The organism is Streptomyces sp. TLI_105 (assembly GCF_900105415.1).
GTDB lineage: Bacteria > Actinomycetota > Actinomycetes > Streptomycetales > Streptomycetaceae > Streptomyces.
Window position 1 is genome coordinate 1,765,434 of record NZ_FNSM01000001.1, and the last position, 18,221, is coordinate 1,783,654.

General features: G+C 71.0%; 15 protein-coding genes and 2 pseudogenes. 8 read left to right on the forward strand and 9 right to left on the reverse strand.

Annotation, left to right across the window (positions count from 1 at the left end; genetic code table 11):
- Nucleotides 1–55 precede the first annotated feature (55 nt).
- From BLW86_RS08150 to BLW86_RS42570, 3 genes and pseudogenes are all read right to left on the reverse strand, one after another.
- On the reverse strand, nucleotides 56–430 hold the full coding sequence (locus tag BLW86_RS08150) for an amphi-Trp domain-containing protein (RefSeq protein ID WP_093873392.1): 375 nt from the start codon (nucleotides 428–430) through the stop codon (nucleotides 56–58).
- A 452-nt stretch (nucleotides 431–882) separates the two neighbouring features.
- Nucleotides 883–1,158 (reverse strand): annotated as a pseudogene (locus BLW86_RS44015) (glycoside hydrolase family 15 protein); the annotation flags it as partial.
- Between the two features lie 54 nt (nucleotides 1,159–1,212).
- Nucleotides 1,213–1,491 (reverse strand): annotated as a pseudogene (locus BLW86_RS42570) (trehalase-like domain-containing protein); the annotation flags it as partial.
- 791 nt (nucleotides 1,492–2,282) lie between these two features.
- On the opposite strand from BLW86_RS42570, the gene BLW86_RS08165 reads away from it, so the two are divergent.
- The 3 genes from BLW86_RS08165 to BLW86_RS08175 all read left to right on the forward strand — a co-directional run bounded on the left by BLW86_RS08165 (nucleotide 2,283) and on the right by BLW86_RS08175 (nucleotide 3,989).
- Entirely contained in the window at nucleotides 2,283–2,942 is a 660-nt protein-coding gene (locus BLW86_RS08165; protein ID WP_093873394.1) for an HdeD family acid-resistance protein, read from the forward strand.
- Between the two features lie 125 nt (nucleotides 2,943–3,067).
- A complete protein-coding gene (locus BLW86_RS08170; protein ID WP_093873395.1) occupies nucleotides 3,068–3,526 on the forward strand; it encodes an SHOCT domain-containing protein in 459 nt (152 codons plus the stop codon).
- 37 nt (nucleotides 3,527–3,563) lie between these two features.
- Entirely contained in the window at nucleotides 3,564–3,989 is a 426-nt protein-coding gene (locus BLW86_RS08175; protein ID WP_093873396.1) for a DUF7144 family membrane protein, read from the forward strand.
- Nucleotides 3,990–4,128: 139 nt separating this feature from the next.
- On the opposite strand, the gene BLW86_RS43070 is transcribed toward BLW86_RS08175, so the two are convergent.
- The gene (locus BLW86_RS43070; protein ID WP_256341253.1) at nucleotides 4,129–6,924 is read right to left on the reverse strand and encodes a S8 family serine peptidase; all 2,796 of its coding nucleotides are present in this window, start codon (nucleotides 6,922–6,924) and stop codon (nucleotides 4,129–4,131) included.
- A gap of 215 nt (nucleotides 6,925–7,139) precedes the next feature.
- Nucleotides 7,140–8,792: a phospholipase A2 gene (locus BLW86_RS08190; protein WP_256341254.1), complete on the reverse strand. Its 1,653-nt coding sequence runs from the start codon at nucleotides 8,790–8,792 to the stop codon at nucleotides 7,140–7,142.
- A 196-nt stretch (nucleotides 8,793–8,988) separates the two neighbouring features.
- On the opposite strand from BLW86_RS08190, the gene BLW86_RS43075 reads away from it, so the two are divergent.
- The 5 genes from BLW86_RS43075 (at nucleotide 8,989) to BLW86_RS08215 (ending at nucleotide 14,296) form a co-directional block, all read left to right on the forward strand.
- Entirely contained in the window at nucleotides 8,989–9,660 is a 672-nt protein-coding gene (locus BLW86_RS43075) for a hypothetical protein (RefSeq protein ID WP_256341255.1), read from the forward strand.
- A 383-nt stretch (nucleotides 9,661–10,043) separates the two neighbouring features.
- Nucleotides 10,044–10,763 (forward strand): peptidase inhibitor family I36 protein, encoded by a 720-nt coding sequence (locus BLW86_RS08200; protein ID WP_177181603.1) that lies wholly within the window; start codon nucleotides 10,044–10,046, stop codon nucleotides 10,761–10,763.
- Complete coding sequence (locus tag BLW86_RS08205; RefSeq protein WP_107466063.1) at nucleotides 10,760–12,304, forward strand: phosphodiester glycosidase family protein; 1,545 nt, start codon at nucleotides 10,760–10,762, stop codon at nucleotides 12,302–12,304. The genes BLW86_RS08200 and BLW86_RS08205 overlap by 4 nt, the downstream gene beginning before the upstream one ends.
- A 184-nt stretch (nucleotides 12,305–12,488) precedes the next feature.
- Complete coding sequence (locus tag BLW86_RS08210) at nucleotides 12,489–13,466, forward strand: GlxA family transcriptional regulator (protein WP_093873399.1); 978 nt, start codon at nucleotides 12,489–12,491, stop codon at nucleotides 13,464–13,466.
- Nucleotides 13,467–13,537: 71 nt separating this feature from the next.
- The gene (locus BLW86_RS08215) at nucleotides 13,538–14,296 is read left to right on the forward strand and encodes an MBL fold metallo-hydrolase (protein WP_093878568.1); all 759 of its coding nucleotides are present in this window, start codon (nucleotides 13,538–13,540) and stop codon (nucleotides 14,294–14,296) included.
- A 134-nt stretch (nucleotides 14,297–14,430) separates the two neighbouring features.
- Here the strand turns inward: BLW86_RS08215 and BLW86_RS08220 are convergent, their stop codons facing one another.
- The 4 genes from BLW86_RS08220 to BLW86_RS08235 form a co-directional block, all read right to left on the reverse strand.
- The gene (locus BLW86_RS08220; RefSeq protein WP_093873400.1) at nucleotides 14,431–15,615 is read right to left on the reverse strand and encodes an ATP-grasp domain-containing protein; all 1,185 of its coding nucleotides are present in this window, start codon (nucleotides 15,613–15,615) and stop codon (nucleotides 14,431–14,433) included.
- Nucleotides 15,616–15,881: 266 nt separating this feature from the next.
- Complete coding sequence (locus tag BLW86_RS08225; protein WP_093873401.1) at nucleotides 15,882–16,565, reverse strand: HAD family hydrolase; 684 nt, start codon at nucleotides 16,563–16,565, stop codon at nucleotides 15,882–15,884.
- Nucleotides 16,552–17,766, reverse strand: coding sequence for an MFS transporter (locus tag BLW86_RS08230; protein ID WP_093873402.1), 1,215 nt, complete (start codon nucleotides 17,764–17,766; stop codon nucleotides 16,552–16,554). The genes BLW86_RS08225 and BLW86_RS08230 overlap by 14 nt, the downstream gene beginning before the upstream one ends.
- Nucleotides 17,763–18,197: a DUF6917 domain-containing protein gene (locus BLW86_RS08235; protein WP_093873403.1), complete on the reverse strand. Its 435-nt coding sequence runs from the start codon at nucleotides 18,195–18,197 to the stop codon at nucleotides 17,763–17,765. Before BLW86_RS08235 ends, BLW86_RS08230 begins: the two co-directional genes overlap by 4 nt.
- Between the last annotated feature and the right edge of the window lie 24 nt (nucleotides 18,198–18,221).

Here is an 18,221-nt window from a genome sequence, read left to right on the forward strand (position 1 = left end):
CGCAGCGGTTTTTCCGTGGCGCTCCGCAGCAGGGTGAACGGATCACGTACCAGGGTCAGGACTGCCGGGTGGAACGTTTCGCGGTCCCACTTCGGCGGGTGCCGGATTCGGCACGCGCCGGCTTGGAATCACGTAGGGTGCTTTTACGTCGAGCCGGCTTCTCTTCCTTTGCCGTCGGCTCCTCCCGGGGTGCCGGGTCACGGCCTGCGGTCGACCACTCCAGTTCGATCTCCAGTTCCACTCCCCCTTCCCCCACCTCTATTTCGATCTCACTCTGGAGCTCGTCCGGAACATTCAAGCTCAGCTTGCCGTGGCCGATATTCCATTCGATTTCCCCGCCGTTTTTCAAGGCGGTTGCGAGCGCCATGAGCTGTTCTGCGGCTTCAAGGCGCGAGACGGAGCGCTTTTGCTCGAATTTCAGATCCTTCATAATTCTCTTCCCTTTCGTTCGCCGAGGGCAGGCGCTCTCGGATCAAGTGGCGAGAGGAGAGGCCGAGGGGAGGCGTGAGGCGGTGAGGAGACCGACGAGGGCCGCCAGGGCGAGGGTGGCCAGGGCCGCGGCATAGGCGCTCTCGGTCAGGTCGGCCGCGAGGATGGTGCCGGCGACGGCCGTACCCGAAGTGACGGTGGGGGTCGGGCGGCAGGGGGTCGTCGATGGCGCGGCTCAGGGTGATCGCGACCTGAACGCCCTGGACGGTGGTGTCCAGGGCGTGGCTGATGTCGTGGACCATCCACGTTCATGCGGGAGCCGGCGAAACCGCAGATGAACTGCACCGGCGCGAGGGGGGCAAGCGTCCGTGGCCCGATGCGAGGAGTGCGCGGGCGCCGGTTGTCAGCAGCGTCGTCGGTCACGGGGCCTCCCCTCTCTTCGTAGCCGGCCGTTCAGGCACTTGTCCGGTCGGCACGGTCGAGTTCCTCGCCGAGGGCGAGGGCGGCGGCGACGAGGGCGAGGTGGGTGAACGCCTGCGGGAAGTTGCCGAGCTGTTCTCCGGAGGGGCCGATCTCTTCGGCGAACAGGCCGACGTGGTCGGCGTAGGTGAGCATCTTGTCGAAGGCGTAGCGCGCTCGGTGGACTCGGCCGGACCGGGCGAGAGCCTCGACGTACAGGAAGCTGCACAGACTGAAGGTGCCCTCCGATCCTCGCAGTCCCTCGGGTGAGGGGATGAGCCGGTGTGTGGCGGCAGGAACACGCGAGGCGATGGGCTCCATGAAGTCGATGACTTCCCCGACGCCCTGCGGAGCCATGAATCGGGTGATGAGAATGGGCGTGTCAGGCATGTACAGCTGGCGCACCGCACCCTGCTCACCGACGAAATCCGCAGCAAGACGGCAGTGACCCCCTCGATCGCTGTCGAGCAGCGACGCGAAAAGGCCGGGCGAATCGAACCGCGGCGCGCACCACCAGTCCACGGTCCCGTCGGAAGCGACCAGCGCCGCCGTCTGCAGGTCGTCCACCAGCCCGTGATCCGCGATCGGGGGGTAGTCGTCCATGGTCTCTCCCGCCTGGAGACCTCTGCCGTCTCCCGGAAGGCCCGGCGTCACCGAGCAAGGCGTGGCCGACCATCTGCACGGAGCGAACGGTCACCCTCCATGGTCACCGCTGTCTTCTGCTCCTCGCATCTCGACCGGGAGCACATGGTCGGTTCCTGCCTCGTCGAGCTTCCTCCAAGCCTCTTCGACGACCGCCGGGGGACCGGGCCGGAGGACCGGATTCGCCGGCTCCAGGGGGTTCCCGGGCAGGGTGGTATTCGTACGCACGGCGCCGCCACACGACGGCGAGGTCCTGCCTCCCCTCCGTCACGGACACGCACCACACCGGAGCTCCCCCGCCGGGGGAAGCAGGCGGCGAACCGACGGCACAGCGGTACGCCGAGCGCGGGAACCCAGGATGCCGTGAGGCTCCGGCGGCCCTCCCGCGGCCGCGGCTCGCAGCACCGCCCTGCCTGTCTGTTCCTCACGAGGTGAGGCGGCGGGCAGGCGATGGGTGCACACTGGTCCTGGAGCCCCGCATGCTCCCGTTTCCGGCCCCGGCGAGAGACATCTCATGTGCTACGAGCCCCTGGGGAACACGTATCGGGAACGCCGGCCAAGGCTTCTTCCCTGATCGAAGCGCAGGGTGGTGACCGGGCCGGCCCTCTTGATCGGCCCTGTCATCGGCGAGGCCGTCCGTACGAATCGCCGCCCCCTCCAGTCGCTCGGCCCGGGCGTGGTGGAGATGTGGCGGCTGCCGGAGTTCTGAGGAGTTCCGGAACGCTCCCCTCGGGCGAGCGGGAGGAGGACACATGGCAACGTCACAGGGTTCCGCGCCCGGTGCCGGACCGGAGGACAGGGTCGGGGAGGGGTCCCCCGCTCCCATGGCCGACCCGGCCGACCAGCTGGCGCGTCTCGGCCGTTCGTGGGTCTGGCTCCTCGGTGCCGCGCTGGCGTCGCTCGTGCCGGGTGTTCTGGCGCTTGTCTGGCCTGACGTGACGCTGCACGTCCTGGGCGTGCTCATCGGGGTGTACCTGCTGGCGATCGGCGTCTTCCGCTTCGTGGCCGTGTTCGGACGCGACAGCGGCGAACGCGTGCCGGATCTGATCGTCGCCGTCCTGTGCGTCCTGGGCGGGGTGCTGTGCCTGCGGAACCCGCTCCAGACGATCGCCGTGCTCTCGCTGATCGTCGGCGCCGTCTGGCTGGTGTCCGGCATCGTCACCCTCTATACGGCCATCGCCACCAAGAACATGGCGCACCGCGGCGTCGTCATGGCCGTCGCGGCTCTCGGCATCGTCGCCGGAATCGTGGTCCTGGCGCTGCCGGCGGAGTCCGCCCGGACCCTGACCAGACTCCTCGGCCTGTGGCTCGTCCTCCTGGGCCTGGCCGAGGCGGCGGTCGCGCTGGCATGGCGTTCCGCCCTGCGCCGGGCGGGCGTCACAGGCCGCGACGCGTCCGGCCCGGCCACCTGACGGGCGCGTCACCCGCTCCACCGACCTCGCACTCCCCCACCCATGGGTGAGGCTCCCGCGACCCCGCCACGCTCAGGTCCGAGGTACGCCACGGCGTGCCAGGTGACCGCGGAAACGGAGAAGACATGTACCTCGCCTACGACTACCCGCTGCTCAACGTCTTCTGGACCATGTTCTGGTTCTTCCTCTGGATCCTGTGGTTCGTCCTGCTGTTCAGGATCATCACCGACATCTTCCGCGACAAGGACATGAACGGATGGGCCAAAGGGGGCTGGCTCGTCTTCGTCATCCTGCTGCCCTTCCTCGGTGTCCTCGTCTACGTGATCGCCCGCGGCAAGGACATGGGCCGTCGCGAGATCGCCCAGGCCCGGGCGCAGCAGAAGGACTTCGACGCCTACATCCGCGAGACCGCGTCCGGTGGCACACGCCCCAGCAGCGTCGACGAACTGACCAGGCTCTCCGAACTCCGCTCCCGTGGCGACATCACCGACGAGGAGTACGACAGGGCGAAGGCGCTGGTCCTGACCGACGACCGGCCCGCCCCGAGTCCCGGACCCTCCGTGCCCCCCACCCCCGGACGTTGACCGCGCCCGACGAACGACCGAGAAACGAGGGATCGTGATGACCACCCAGCACACCGCACGACAGGCCGGAACGACACGACAGGCCTGGGCCGGCGGACTGACCGTCTTCGCCGCCGTCATGCTCGGGATCACCGGCGTCGTCGGGATCTGCCGCGGCATCATGGCGATCGCCGAGGACGACGTCTTCCTCAGCACACCCAACTACGTCTTCAAGTTCGACCTGACCTCATGGGGCTGGATACATCTCGCCCTCGGCGTCCTCGCGGTCCTCGTGAGTTTCGGGCTGTACCGGACTGCCATGTGGGCACGCGTGGCCGGCGTGGGCATCGCCGCGCTCGTCATCATCGCCAACTTCCTGTCCCTGCCCTACTACCCGGCCTGGTCGATCCTGATGATCGCGATGTCGGGGTTCATCATCTGGGCCCTGTGCGCGGTGCGGCGCGACGAAACCCCGCCGGCGTAGGAGGTAGGACGTAGGCGTTCTCGAGGCTCCCGGTCTTCTGGCCCGGCACGTCACGCCCGCCAAGGGCGACAAGGGTCTGGTGCGACTGAGCAGCCCCCGAAGGCCGGTGCCTTCGGGGGCTGCTCGCATCGACCGACGTCTACCGCGCCGAGTAGCCGAAGGCCACGCCGTTGGCCGGGAGGCCACCGGAGCCGGGCTTGTACGTGGTGGTGGGAGCGACCGTGCCGCCCTGTGTCACGTTGGACATCGGCAGCGCGTAGAGCGCGCCGGTGGCCAGGGGCCCGAAGGGCATGCCCACGTACAGCTTGGTCGCCGTGAAGTGGATGTTCTTGCCCAAGTACTGGTTGGCGCCGGGGGTGCCGGGGATGCCGTCGCCGTCGCCGGCCTCGATCCAGCGGTCGTTCGGACCGGCCGATCCGGCCAGCGAGAACGTGTGGATCGCGCCCGCGTCGGCGACGGTGCCGATGTCCTCACCGGGCGTTCCCACGGCGAGCCGCATGGACGCCACGGTGCTCACCGAACCGGGGGCGGTGTTGACGGCGGCGAGGTACTCGCCCATGCGGTCACCGGCCTCGGAGGTGCCGGACACATCGTCGTCCGCGGTGCCCTGCTTGAGCTCGCGCAGGTAGCTCCAGGTGCCGTCGGCCTTGATGCGGATCTGCACCACGCGGCCCGCGTTGGCGCGGTCCTCGGTGCCGACCGTCACGCTCTCACCGGGCGAACCGATCGCCAGGATCGACTCCGTGGCGGCTGCGGCGCCGCTGGCCCGGAACGGGGCCATGGCCACCGCGTACCCGAACTGGTCGCCCGCCTCGGCGCCGCCGGAGATGGCCGCGTTGTCCTGGTCGAGTCCGGCCAGCGGCAGGGGGTGACCGGTGGAGTCGAAACGGTTGGCGTCGAAGATCATGACGGCGCCGGCCTTCGCCGTGCTGCCGAGGGCCTCGTTGGGGGTGCCGATGGCGATGTAGTTCTGGTCGGCGGCCACGGACCAGCCGAAGAGGTCGCCCGTCTCGGGGTCACCGGGAACACCGGCCGTCGCCTGGCTCACCGCCAGGCTGGTGGTGCCGTACACGTAGAACGCGGAACCCGCCTGCGCGACGTCGCCGAGGGCTTCACCGGGCAGGGTGATGACCAGGTACGGCCGGCCGGCGTCGTTCACCGCGGCCGCGATCCTGTGGCCCATCCGGTCGCCCGCCTCGGACGCCGAGCCCGCGATCGCACCCGTGCCGGTGCCCTGTTCGAAGTGCGTGACCTTCAGAGTGCCGGTGCCCAGACCGCCGGCCGCGCCGTACAGGATGTCGACGAAGCCCGCGTCGACGGCGGTGCCGACGGTCTCGCTCGGGGTTCCGGCGACCAGGTCGGTGAAGCCGTCCTTGTTCCAGTCGATGGTGGCCAGGGTCTCGCCGAAGTAGTCGTCCGGCTCGGAGCCGCCGGGCACCCAGTCCAGGTCCTGGCTGATCTCCACGGTGCCCTTGCCGCCGCCGTACACGATGCGGATCAGACCGGCCTTCGCGTCCGTGCCGACGGTGGCCTGGGGGTCGGAGATCGCGATGTCCTCCGCGCCGTCACCGTTGAAGTCGGTCATCCCGGCCGGCTTCGGGGTGGTGCCCCCGCCGCTGAGAGCGGTACCGAGGTCGATCCGCGGGGTGGTGGCGCCGGTGTAGATGATGCCCCGGCCGCTGCTCTTCAGCAGGGCCGTCAGGTCGGCGATGCTCTTCGTGGGGAAGGCCTGCTTGAGCACCGCGTACGCACCGGCCACGTGCGGCGCGGCCATGGAGGTGCCGTTCTTGGAGGCGTAGGTGCCGCCGGGCACGGAGGAGACGATGCCCGTGCCGGGGGCGAACAGGTCGAGCAGCGGGCCCCGGTTGGTGAAGGCGGACAGCTCGTCGTCGTCGGTGGTCGAGCCGACCGTGACGGCGGAGGAGATGCAGCCGGGCATGCTCACCGCGTCGGTGTGGCCGTTGTTGCCGGCCGCGATCACGGTGGCCACGCCGGCGGTCAGCAGGCTGTCCACGACCGGCTTGCGCAGATCACTGTCGCAGGCGGTGGCGTAACGGCCGTTGCCGAGGCTGAGGTTGGCCGCGACGATCGGCGTACCGGCCTGCTTGAGCTTCAGCACGTGCTCAAGGCCCTTGAGCTGGGCGCTCTGGTAGCTGCCCACGCAGGGGGCGGCGCCACCGCAGAACTCCTCGGTGGTGAACTGGCTGAAGACCTGGATGGCGACGATGTTGGCGCCGGGCGCGACGCCGTGCTTGGGAGCGCCCGTGATGCCGGTGCCGTTGCCCGCGGCGATACCGGCCACGTGGGTGCCGTGGTCGCAGGCGGCCATGGTCGCGCAGGGGCCGGCCGCGGTGTTGGCGGCACCGGCGCCCTCCTGCGTGTCGGCGCCGTTCGGGCACAGGCTGACGACGCCGCTCTCGGCATCGCTCGGCGAGAAGCAGGCCTCGGCCACGACCCGGTTCTTCAGGAACGGGTGGCCGGTCTCGACACCGGTGTCCAGGACGGCGATCGCCTGGCCCGTACCGGTCTTGCCCGCCGCGAAGGCCGTGTCACCCCCGATGAGCGGGATGCTCTCGTCCAGGGTCGGCGGCTCGACCTTGTCCTCGGTGACGCTGACCACGTTCGGCTTGGCCGCGAGTCGGTCGAGGCCGGCCCGGTCCACCTTGAGGGTGACCACCGGCACGGTCTCGAATTCCTGCTTCTTCTCGCCGGCGGTCGCCGCGTCGGCGACGTCCGCCAGGGTCTCCGTGACGACGTTGACGCGGATCTTGCCGCCGCCCGCGGTCTGGTCGTAGAGCGGCGGATCGACCGGGTCGGCCGCGGCTGCGGCCGCTGTCGTGGTGCTCAGCGGTGTGACGGCGTGGGCCGGTATCGCGGCGCCGAGGGTCACGGCCGTCATCGCGGTGACGACCGTCGCCCAGATCGTTCTCTTCATATTGCCTCGGTGAGCAGGGGGCACGCCATGGCCAGGCCTGTGGGGAAGCAGACAGGGCGCAGCCCGGGGAGATGTGGGGTGGCGATGTGGTGAGGTGTCCTGGCGGAACGGGCCGGGCGGCGGGGGGTGTCCGCCACCCGGCCCGTTCACGCCCGAGGGGCGTGTTCCGTCAGGAGGTCGTGCCGTACGTCGTCAGAAGGTGCGCGGACCCGTGATCAGGTCTTGTTGGCACCGTTCTTCGGGTTGCCCTTCCAGGCCACGGCCTTGAGGTAGACGTACGCGTAGGAGTTGCACTTCCAGCGGACCAGGATGTTGTACGCCTTGCAGCTGTGCGTCTTCATCGTGCTGTAGAAGGCGTTGTCGACGTTCGACTTCTTGCTGCGGTCCAGGTAGTACCTGTAGCCCTTGTACGTGTTGCCGATCAGGCCGTAGCCGTAGTCGTGGGTGTCGCACGCGGCCCGGAAGTTGAAGCCGCCCGGACGGCTGATGTTCGGTCCGGGGGTGCTGCAGCCGTCGTAGATGATGCCCGCCACGCGGAAGCCGGTCGGCGTGTACCGGAAGTACGGCCAGTGCCAGCCGTAGTGCGCGGCCCACGCGACGCAGCCGCGGTTGAGGTACCACATCCACTCGGTGGCGCGGTTGCAGTAGCGCGGGTAGGCCTGCGGGTCGGTGATCTCACCGGTGGTGAAGTCCCCGGCCGGAGGCGTGGTCGCGGTTCCGTCGCCGGCCGGGCCCTGCAGGGGCTCGGTGGAGGACGGCAGGTCGGTGCCCACGGGCTCGGCGTTCGGGGCGGCCGACGCGGCCGGGAACGTCAGGTCCCACTCGCCGTTGGTCGGCGAGGCGATGTCGGAGACACGGCCCGTGGAGTCGTAGGCGTACGACGAGACCGGGTCGGTGCCCTCGACCGGGTTGGTCACGCTGCGCAGCAGACCCGAGGCGTCGTAGGAGTAGCGCGCCAGCGTCTGCGTGGTGGCACCCGACGTGACGGTGATCTCCTTGGCGCGGCCCGTGTACTCACCGAGCGCCGTGCCGGTGGCCGTCGTGGCGGTCGAGTACTTGACCGTCAGCGACTGCGCCGGGGCGTCGGCGGTGGCGGGCTCGCTGACCGTGGCGACCCGGCCCTTGGTGTCGTAGGAGACCGTGTCGGTGGCGCCGTCGGCCAGGTTGCCCAGGCTGGTGACACGCCACTTGTCGGTGCCCGGAGCGACCTGCTTCCAGTTGTACGTGGCCGTGAGGTTGGCGACCCCGATGGCCGCGCCGGCGTCCTCGTCGCCGGTCACGTCGGTGTCCGGGGTGCCGGTGGCCGGGGCGAGGGTCTCGACCGCGGTGGTCACCAGCGTGCCGGTCGCCTCGTTGTACGTGGTGGTCTCGGTGAGCTTGTCGCCGGTGGTGGTCTCGTACTTCTTGACGCCGCCGCCGCTCGGGTAGTCGACGCTGCTCTTCAGGGCGTACGAGACGGAGACCTTCGCGTCGAGGTCGGTGACCACGACGGAGTCGGCCTTCTGCTCCAGCTTGCGGTTGAGCTGACCCCCCAGGAACCCGGCTTCCCAGCCGGGGCCGAAGACGCCCTGGTCCGGACGGGTCGCGGGCGCCGACTCCGGCCTGGCGACTCCGTCCGCGCCTTCGGTCACCGTGTGGGTACGGCCCATGAGGCCCTCGGCCACATCGGTCTCGTACAGCTCGAAGGACTTCTCCGCGGTGGAGTACAGGCCGGGACCGACCTGCTGGATCTCCCCGTCGGCCAGCGGCGGATCGACAGTGGCGGCCGCGGCCTGCGGCTGCTCGGTGGCAGCGGCTCCGGCGGTCTGCTGCGGGAGCAGCAGCGCCATGGAAAGCGCGGCCATGACAGGCAGGGCTGTCTTGCGCACGAGTTCCCCCCTCGTGTCGTAGGTGTGTTGCTTGATCGCTGCGGACCGTAGACCGGCGTCGATCACCACCACAAGGGCCGTACAAGTGAAGGTAGTTGGTTCCGCTTCCTTGCAGCAGTGAAGACCACCCGGCCGCCGGCCGAGGTTGAGTACGCGTACTCATGTGGCGCGTGCGGCCCGGCCCAAGACTGGGCGCATGAAGCGAACCCGAGCCCGGATGAGGGCAGTTGACCCCGTAATGCGTCGCCGTCGGCGCACCCTCGCGGTGACGGCTCTCGCCGCTCTGACCCTGGCCGCCTGCGGCTCCGAGCAGCCGGATTCCCAGGGAGAGCGAGGGAGGTCCGTCGATGCCGTCTCGACCAGGGACGATGCGGCCTTCATCAAGATGCTGGACGAGGTGGCGCGGGAGTGCCCCCCGCCGGGCACGAAGAGGGAGTCGCCGGCCGCCCCGGAGGGCGAGGTGCCGACCGCTCCGGTGGAGGCGCCGCCCGGCGCCACGGTGAAGCCGCCGCCGGGCGGTGCGGTCGAGCCCATCGCCCCCACGGCGGGCCCGGAGGTGGAGCTGGACGCCCACGACCGGTGCGCCGGCGTCCAGCACGAACAGCGCGTGGCCGAGGCGGTCCTGCAGCTCAAGCGGCCCGATCCCGCCCAGGTCAGGAAGACGCTGAACGGCCTCGGCTACATCGACGAGCGCATCCACGGCCTGAAGCAGTCCGGCGCGGTCACGAAGTTCGTCATCGACCTCCGCGACAAGGGAGGACGCCTGTGCCTGGACGGCACGGCCAACGGCGAACTGACGGAGGTCGAGGCTTGCGTCGCACCTACGAACGGACCGTTCGATATTGCAAATCTCCACCGCCAGCCGTGAGTTCATTGTGAACTAGGTCACACGCTTCGTCTCATTCTAGGTGATCGAATAGCGACATCACGTTACCCATGAATGGGAGATAGTGTCCTAAATCGGTGCTGTAGCGGCGAGTTAGGGGCCGCCGGGTCATTGGAGGTAGTTGTCCACGAAACTTGTCATCAAGATTGCGTCAGCAATCAGACATGTCCGCGGATTACTGGATTCCACCGCCGCTCGCTTGCGCCCCCGGAAGCTCGCCGAACGGGCGGACACCTCCGGAGGACCGCCGACACAGCTCCCGCGTCGGCGGTTTCGCCCCTTCGCGCACGACCCGGGGCGACGCGTCGGTCCGCAATCGAAGACGCGTTCCCGCGCGTCGGCATCTCCTGTCAGACTCACCGCTCGTGAAGATCAATATTCTGCGGGGCTCCCTCTTCGTGGGAGCCCTCGCCCTTCTCTGCTCGGTCCTGTTCGCCCTGCCGGCGAACGCCGACTACGAGAACTGCGAGAAGCCGTCCCTCTGCCTCTACCAAGGTGCCGGCGGTACCGGCGAAAGCCTGCGGCTTCCGCTGGGCGGCACCGCCACCGTCACCGGGTCGGGCTGGGACGACAAGGCCGTGTCCGTGTACAACAACACTCACTTCTGGGGCTGCGTGTACGCGAACACCTACCTCGGCGGCGCCGTGGAGACGATCCCGCCGGGCGCCCGCAGCGATCTGAAGACGCTCGGTCTGCAGGTGACCTCCCACAAGCTGGCCCCCTCGCAGGGCGCCTGCTTCACGGGGTACGAGCGCTGCGCCGTCGGTCAGCTGTGCATCTTCAAGGAGCCGAACGGCCGTGGCGGGATGTACGGCACCCCGAACGACCACGCGGGCTACCTCGCCGGGGTCTGGGCGGACAACGTGCGCTCGGTCATCAACCGCACCGAGAAGACCGCCTGCTTCTTCAACGACCCCTCCTGGGCGGGCGAGTGGACACAGACGGGGCAGCCCGCCGCCAAGGCGTACAAGGTCAACGCCGGAGACGGCACGTCGCTCACGGCCCCCTTCGACAAGTCCTTCCAGTCGCACCGGCTCAGGACTCCGGACGCCGACTCCACCACGGACAGGGAATGCCTGTCATGACACGCCCCGCATCCCGTCCCTCACACCGCGGCGGCGCGCGTCTGGTGGCCGCCGTCACCGCGCTGAGCTCGGTGTTCCTGTTCACCGGCTCGGGCCCGACGAGCGCGGCCGAGGAACCGCCGTCCGCCCCCGAGCTGGCGCGCTGGACCGCCCAGACCGCGGACAGCAGGCTGCTCGCGCCCGGTGTGGAGTACTTCCGCTACAAGGAGACCTCGCCGATCGCGCAGCGCACGTACCCGCGTGAGCTGAACGTCGTCCGGATCGACCCCGCCAAGGGCGCCCTGCGGATCGAGAGCACGTTCGGCAGGAAGGCCGGGACCGGCGAGACCGTGCGGGAGATGGTGGCCGCCATGCCCGAGACCCCCCTCGCGGCGATCAACGGCGGCTACTTCATGAACGAGGGCACCCCGGACACGACGGACGCCGTACCGGAGACCGTCCAGACCTTCGGCGCCACCGTCCGCGACGGGGAGGTGATGGGAGCCTCCTGCGTCCTGGACAGGAACCGCCAGAGCGTGGTGCTCCAGTACGGCGTTCCGTACGTCACCCAGCTGGAGACCGACATCAGCGTGACCAGCAGCCTGACGGAGGAGCAGGGCAGGCCGTACGGCGAGGTCACCCAGCGCGTGGACGACGTCAACCGGAACCCCGGCGGCGCCCTGGGCTGCCCGCGCGACGCCGACGACACCGCCGGCGAACTGGGCCCGTACAAGGACGCCTACGGCAAGGACCTGGCCGCCTACACGGACCCGACCGAGTTCGTGCTGTTCAACTACTCCTACAAGACGACGACGCCGAAGCCGGACGTCAACAAGAACATCACCGCCGACGACCAGGCCGGGTACGAAGTGGTGCTGGACAGCACGACCGGCGCGATCGTCGAGGGCGGTCCGGGCCGGGGCGGCCGTACGGTCGGCAAGGGCCAGTACGTCCTCCAGGCGATCGGGGACCACCAGGCCGACTGGCTGCGCCAGCAACAACAGAAGAAGGCCACCCTGACGGTCACGCAGAAGCTCTGGGACCACCGCTTCGAGGCCGACGGCATCAAGCGGGAGATCCCCCTGGACGAGACGGTGGACGTCGTCGACGGCGGCTCCCTGCTCATGCGCGACGGCGTCAACAAGTACGGCAGCACGGGGGCCACGGGTTACGCCCACGGCAGCTGCGCCCGCCTCTACGACGAGAACGGCCTGAGCAAGGAGCTCACCGCTGCGACTCCCCAGGCCAAGACCGACTTCTGCCGGGACTCCCGCACCGCGCTCGGCGTGGACGACCAGGGCCGCACCCTCCTGGTCACCCTGAGCGGACCGCGCGACCAGTACTACCCCGACGGCGGGTTCCTCGCGGAGGTCACCGAACCGCTGAAGGCCCTCGGCGTCATGGACGCCCTCAACCAGGACGGCGGCGGCTCGTCCACGATGCTGCTCGGCAACGGCACGCGTCCGGTGAACGGCCTGACCGACGGTCCGGCTCCCGGCGTCGAGCGCCGGGTCTACGACTCGATCTACGTCGGCATCGGCGGCAGCCCGGTCGTGAGCTAGACCGTCACGGCAGTACGGCGAGAGGGCCTCGGCATCAGCCCGCCAAGGCCCTCTCGCCGATCCCGGGCCTCATGCCGTCCGGGGGTTTCTCCACGCGCGCCGCGCGCACGGTTCGCTTCGTCATGTCCGGATGCGACAGAACATGGTCATTGCGGCCCTCGTGGCGGGGCGAAATGATCGACACATGCTCCCACCGCACAGAGTCGTCCTCGCGGCCTTCCCCGGCGTCGAACTGCTCAACGTCACCGGTCCGGCCGAGGTGTTCTCCGTCGCCACGCGGGTCGCCGGCGCCGACCGCCCCGGCTACACCGTCCGCATCGCGACGGCTCAGGGCGAGCCGGTGACCACCTCCAGCGGGGTCCGGCTGATGGCCGACCTGACCCTGGACGAGGTGAACGGCGACGTGGACACCCTGCTCGTATCGGGCGCCGTCCGCGTGCACGACCACGAGGTGGAGCCGGTACTCGATCGCGGGATCATCGACTGGCTGCGCGAAGCGGCCCCCGGTGTCCGCCGGTTGGGGTCCGTCTGCTCGGGCGCGCACCTGCTGGCCGCGGCGGGCCTGCTGGACGGTCACACCGCCACGACCCACTGGCGGACGGCCGCACGGCTGGCCGCCGACCACCCGCTCGTCACCGTCGATCCGGACCCGATCTTCATCCGGGAAGGCCGCCTGTGGACCTGCGCCGGCATCGCCTCGGGGATGGACATGGCCCTGGCCATGGTCACCGAGGACCACGGCCCCGAACGCGCCCTGGCCACCGCCCGGACCATGGTCATGTACGTCAAACGCGCGGGCGGGCAGAGCCAGTTCAGCGCCCCGCTCGCGCCTCCCGCGGCGCCCGGCGACCGGCTGGACGACCTGCGCATGTGGATCGGTGAGCACCTCACCGAGGACCTCTCCGCCGATGCCCTGGCCGCACGGCTGCACCTGAGCGCGCGCCACTTCTCCCGGCTGTTCCGCGAGCGCACCGGCACCACCCCGGCCGCGTACGTCGAGTCCGTCCGGCTGGAGGCCGCCCGGCGGCTGCTCCAGGACAGTCCCCACGGCCTGCCCGAGATCGCCGCCCTCAGCGGCCTGGGTTCCGTGGAGAGCCTGCACCGTTCCTTCCGGCGCCGCCTCGGCACCACCCCCGCCCAGTACCGGCGCCGCTTCCGCTGAACCCCGCCGTACTCCCCCACCGCCCGCGGACCACCGCGCGGCGGAAGTCAGTCATGCCCCAGGAGAGCTCCGTGTCCCGAACCAAGGTCGCCCCCCTCCCGGTCATGGGCCGGCACCACATCAACGCGTACCTGCTGCTGGGCCGCCGCCCCGTCATCGTCGACGCGGGAACGCCCGGCAGCGGCCGGAGGATCTACGAGCGGATCGCCGCCCACGGGGTGGACCCCACCGACGTGTCGCTGATCGTCATCACCCACGGCCACATCGACCACTTCGGCTCCGCCGCCGAACTCCACCGCCTGACCGGGGCTCCCGTGGCGGGACACGTCGCCGACCTCGGCCCCTACCGCGCCGGCCGGGCCCGCGAGCCCTACCTGCCCACCGGACCGATGGGCCGCCTCATGGCCAGGAACAAGAACCTGCACGTCCAGGTGGAACCCCTCGAACCCGACGTCCTGGTGACCGGCGAGACCGACCTGGAGGACTTCGGGATCACAGGGCGCATCATGCCCACCCCCGGACACACCGCCGGATCGATCTCCGTCCTCACCGACCAGGGAGACCTCGTCGCCGGCGACCTGGTCGCCAACTCCCTCTTCGGTCTCGTGCGGGGCCGTCCCGCCAACCCTCCCTTCCACGACGACCCGCTGCACAACCTCGCCAGCCTGCGGAAGATGCTCGCCCTGAACCCCACCAGCCTCCACGTCGGCCACGGCACCCCGCTGGAACCCGACCGGGTCCGACGCTGGGCCGACCGGGAACACCAGCGGCTGTCCCGCCTCGAAGCAGCCGGGCGGGTCCCCACCCGCACGGAGAACAGCACGGCCTGACGGCAGGCACAGGGCCCGGGACTTCCCCACGGGAGCGCAGGTTCACGCCGTGCGCCAGGAGGGCCAGGACGTCGGCCGCCGACTCCCTTGCACGGGCGAGCAGTTCGGGCAGGGCGGGCGGGCCGGGCGGGGGCCTACTCCGGGAACAGTCGTTCCAGGGTCCGGGCGAGCGCCCGGTCGGCGGCCGCGTCGGCCTCGTCGGGCGTGTCGGCGACGCAGATCAGATAGCCGAGACGGTCGTGCGAGGACCGCATCGGGCGGACAGGGATCCCCGGGGCGGGAAGGGACAGTCGCAGTCGTACCAACCCGGGTGTCTCCGCGCCCGGTTCGAGGTCCGTCGGAGCCTCCGGGGCGGTCGTCTCGCGCGGCGCATGGACGAAGCGGATCGCGGCGGCGCGAGCGACGTGCGGGGCCGGCGTGGACGCCGCGCCGGTCGCGTCGAGGAGGGACTCGCGCATCAGGTCGCGGCCGGTGGCGAGCTGGACCAGTTCCCAGATGCGGTCACCGCCGAGCCGCCGGTTGATCTCGATGACCGCCGGGCCGTCCGCGGTGAGCATGACCTCCACGTGGGAGGGGCCGTCCAGGTGGCCGACGGACGTGAGGGCGAGGGCGGCCTCGTCCGCCACGGCCGCCCGCTCGGCGGCGGTGAGCCGGGCCGGGACCACATGGCCCGTCTCCACGAAGTACGGGGCTCCGGTGGTGTGCTTCTCGGTCACGGCCACGACCTCGTGGACGCCCGCCACCGAGCGGACCTCCACGCTGAACTCCCGGCCCGAGAGCATCTCCTCCGCCAGGAGGGCCCCTTGGTCCGCGGCCGCCGTGTGGGCCCAGGCCGCCGCCAGGTCGCCCGGCTCCTTCAGGGCGTGGACGCCGGCGCTGCCCGCGCCGGACGCGGGCTTCACCACCACCGGGAGGCCCACCTCCCGGACGAACCCCGCAAGCTCCTCGGGGTCGGCGCAGACCCTGTGCCGGACGGTGCGGCAGCCGCCCGCCGCCAGCAGGTCGCGTACGGCCGCCTTGTCGTGGCCGAGGCTCGCGGTGGGTCCCGGGACGCAGGGGATGCCGAGGCCCTCGGCGATCACGGCGACGGCGGGCAGCGACAGCTCGCGGAAGCCGGCCACGGCGTCGAAGGGGTCGGCCGCGTGCAGCTCCGCCGCGCGGCGCAGGGCCTCGGCCGTGTCGGTGTAGTCGACGGTCGTCTGCCGCTCCGGCCAGGGGCTGTGGGGAGTTCCCGGCGTCTGCAGCAGGGTCACTCGGGCCGGCAGCCCCATCAGGCAGTTGGCCAGCTCGGGCCAGGCGCCGACGAGGAGGAGGTGCATGGTGCGCTCCTGGGAGGAAGGGAGGGAGAGGAAGGGTGAGGGGGCGGGGAGGTGGCGGCGGCCACGTCGCAGTGGGGGGTGGGGAGGCGATGACGGCCGCACCGCATGGGGGGCGGGGTGGTGGTGGCGGCCGTGCCGCACGGTGGGGAGTCGCGGCGGCCGCGTCGCGCATAAAAGTGGGAAGTCACCGCGGCCGCGTCGCACGTGGTGGGGGTCGCCGCGGCCGCGTCACACGAGAAAGCGGGGCGACCGTCGCCGCGACCGCGTCACACGAGCGCGTCGAGCGTGGTGACCACCGCGATGCCCCGGGCCGGCGGTGCCGGTGTCGGGCCCCGGTGGGGGCGGTGGAGCCAGACCGCGCCGAGGCCGGCTCCGTGGGCGCCGAGCGCGTCGGCGTCCAGGCTGTCGCCGATGTGCACGGTCCTCGCGGCCGGGACGCCCAGTCGGTGGCAGGCCAGGGCGAAGGCCTCGCGGCGCGGCTTGGCGAGGCCCGTCTCACCGGAGACCGTCACCGCGTCGAGCCACGAGGTCAGGCCCAACTGGTCAATTCTGCGCCGCTGTTGCGGGCCGTCCGAGTTGGACAGCACGCCGATGCGACGCCCTGACGCACGTACCCGGGTGAGGAACGGGAGCACGTCGGGGTAGAGCCGGAGCCGGGACTCGACCTCGCGTCTGCGGTGCGCTTCGACGGCGTCGAGCTCCGGCACGTCGGGCACGGGCCGTCCCATCCCGGTGAGCAGGGCGGCCAGCCGTCGGCGCTCCAGCTCCCGGTAGTCGATGGCACCGGCCGTGAACTGCGGGTAGAGGTGCTCGGTGAGCCTCATCCACTCGGCGAAGTCCGCGTCGGGGCCCAGGACGTGGGCGAGCGCGGCCGGGCTCGCCCCGCTGAAGTCGATCAGTGTGTCGTCGAGGTCCAGGAGGACGCCCGCGCAGTCCTCAGGCAGTTCCATGGGCAGCTCCCCCGACACGCACCGACCGACGCAGCAGCGCGGCCGCGCCCGCCAGGCCGAGGGCCGCGCTGATCAGCCAGAACAGGGTAGTACCCGAGCCGGGGACGTCGAGCAGCCGGCCCGCGAGCACGCCGGCGGTGACGCCGCCGACCGCCCAGGCGAAGGTGACGTAGCCGAGGTAGGCGCCGGTCTCGCCGGGCGGCGCCAGCTGGACGGCGACGACGTCCGCGGCGGTGATGAGGGCCAGTTCGCCCACGGTGACCAGGAGCAGCCCCCCGTACAGGCCGGGGCGGCCGGGGGCCAGGCACACCAGGCTTCCGGCGGACATCGTCAGCGATCCGAGGGACAGCACCTTCAGCCGGGCCGCCAGTGACCAGCCGTCGGCGCGGCGGCCGACGACGCCGCCGAAGGCGACCACGACCAGGGCGTTCAAGGCGTTGACCACGGCCACGTCGTAGGCGCTCAGGCCCCGCAGTTCGGCTTCCAGGGGCAGTGCCGAGACCAGCAGGGAGACGCCGAACCAGAGGGGGACGGTGCTGGCGCAGTAGCCCATGAAGGACCGGTGGCGCAGCGGCGCGAGTACGGCCTTGCCGAAGCGCGCGCCCGGGTTGGCCTCGTCGGTGATCCGGCGGGTGACCAGGAACCCGGCCACCGTGCTGATCCCGTACGCGCCGGCCGACAGGGCGAGCGGCAGCGCCGGGTGTCCGGCGCCCGACAGGGCCGCGGCGGCGAGCGGGCCGAACAGCGCGCCGAGGTTGGTCGCGACGTAGAAGCCCGCGAAGGACGACGCCGCGTTGCCCTGGGCGACCCGGGCGAGCAGCAGTCTGGCTCCGGCGTTGTACGCGGCCCCGCCGAGGCCGTCGACGACGAGGGCGCCGAGCCACAGCGGGAAGCTGGTGCCGCCTGCGAGGAGCCCGTACGCGATCGTCTCGGCGCACAGGCCGCCGACCAGCATCGGCCGGGCGCCCCACCGGTCGCAGGCGATGCCGAGCGGGATGCTGAACGCGCGCCGGAACAGGGCGTGCGTGGCGACGAGCAGTCCCACGTCGGCGGCGCTCATCGTGCCGCTGCGCAGCGCGATCACGCCGAGCATCGGGATGCTGAGGTAGAAGCCGAGGCTGGTGACCACCCGGGTCGCCGAGATCGTGAACACGGCCCGCCGCATCGGCACGGCGGGGACGGCGGTGGCGGTGGCGGTCACAGGGCGTGTCCCTTCTTGTCCGCCCCCGCGGTCATGGTCAGGGGTTCGCCGGGGCGCAGGCCCGCGTCGGCGCCGGTGATCAGCTCGGGCACGGCGACGAGGATGTTGTAGTGGTTGGGCAGGTGGATCTCGTCGAAGCCGTGGACGGTTCCGACGAGGCGGTTGCCCGCGTACAGCTCGTCGCCGACCTCCAGGACGCCGCCCCTGGAGATCTCGGCGAATCCGAGGTACGAGACCTCGTTCATCGGCTCGGCGCGGTCGGTGCCGGGGCGGCACAGGATGAACTCGTGGATCTCCCCGGCCCGCAGGCAGCGGGTGCGCAGGGGGGCGGGCACCAGCGCCCGGTCGTTCCTGCGGTGTCGCATGACGGCCACCCAGTGGGCGGTCACGTCGCTGCGGGCGGAGAAGAGGGTCGAAGTCGTGGGGGGCACTGTCAGGTTCCGTTCCTTGCCTTG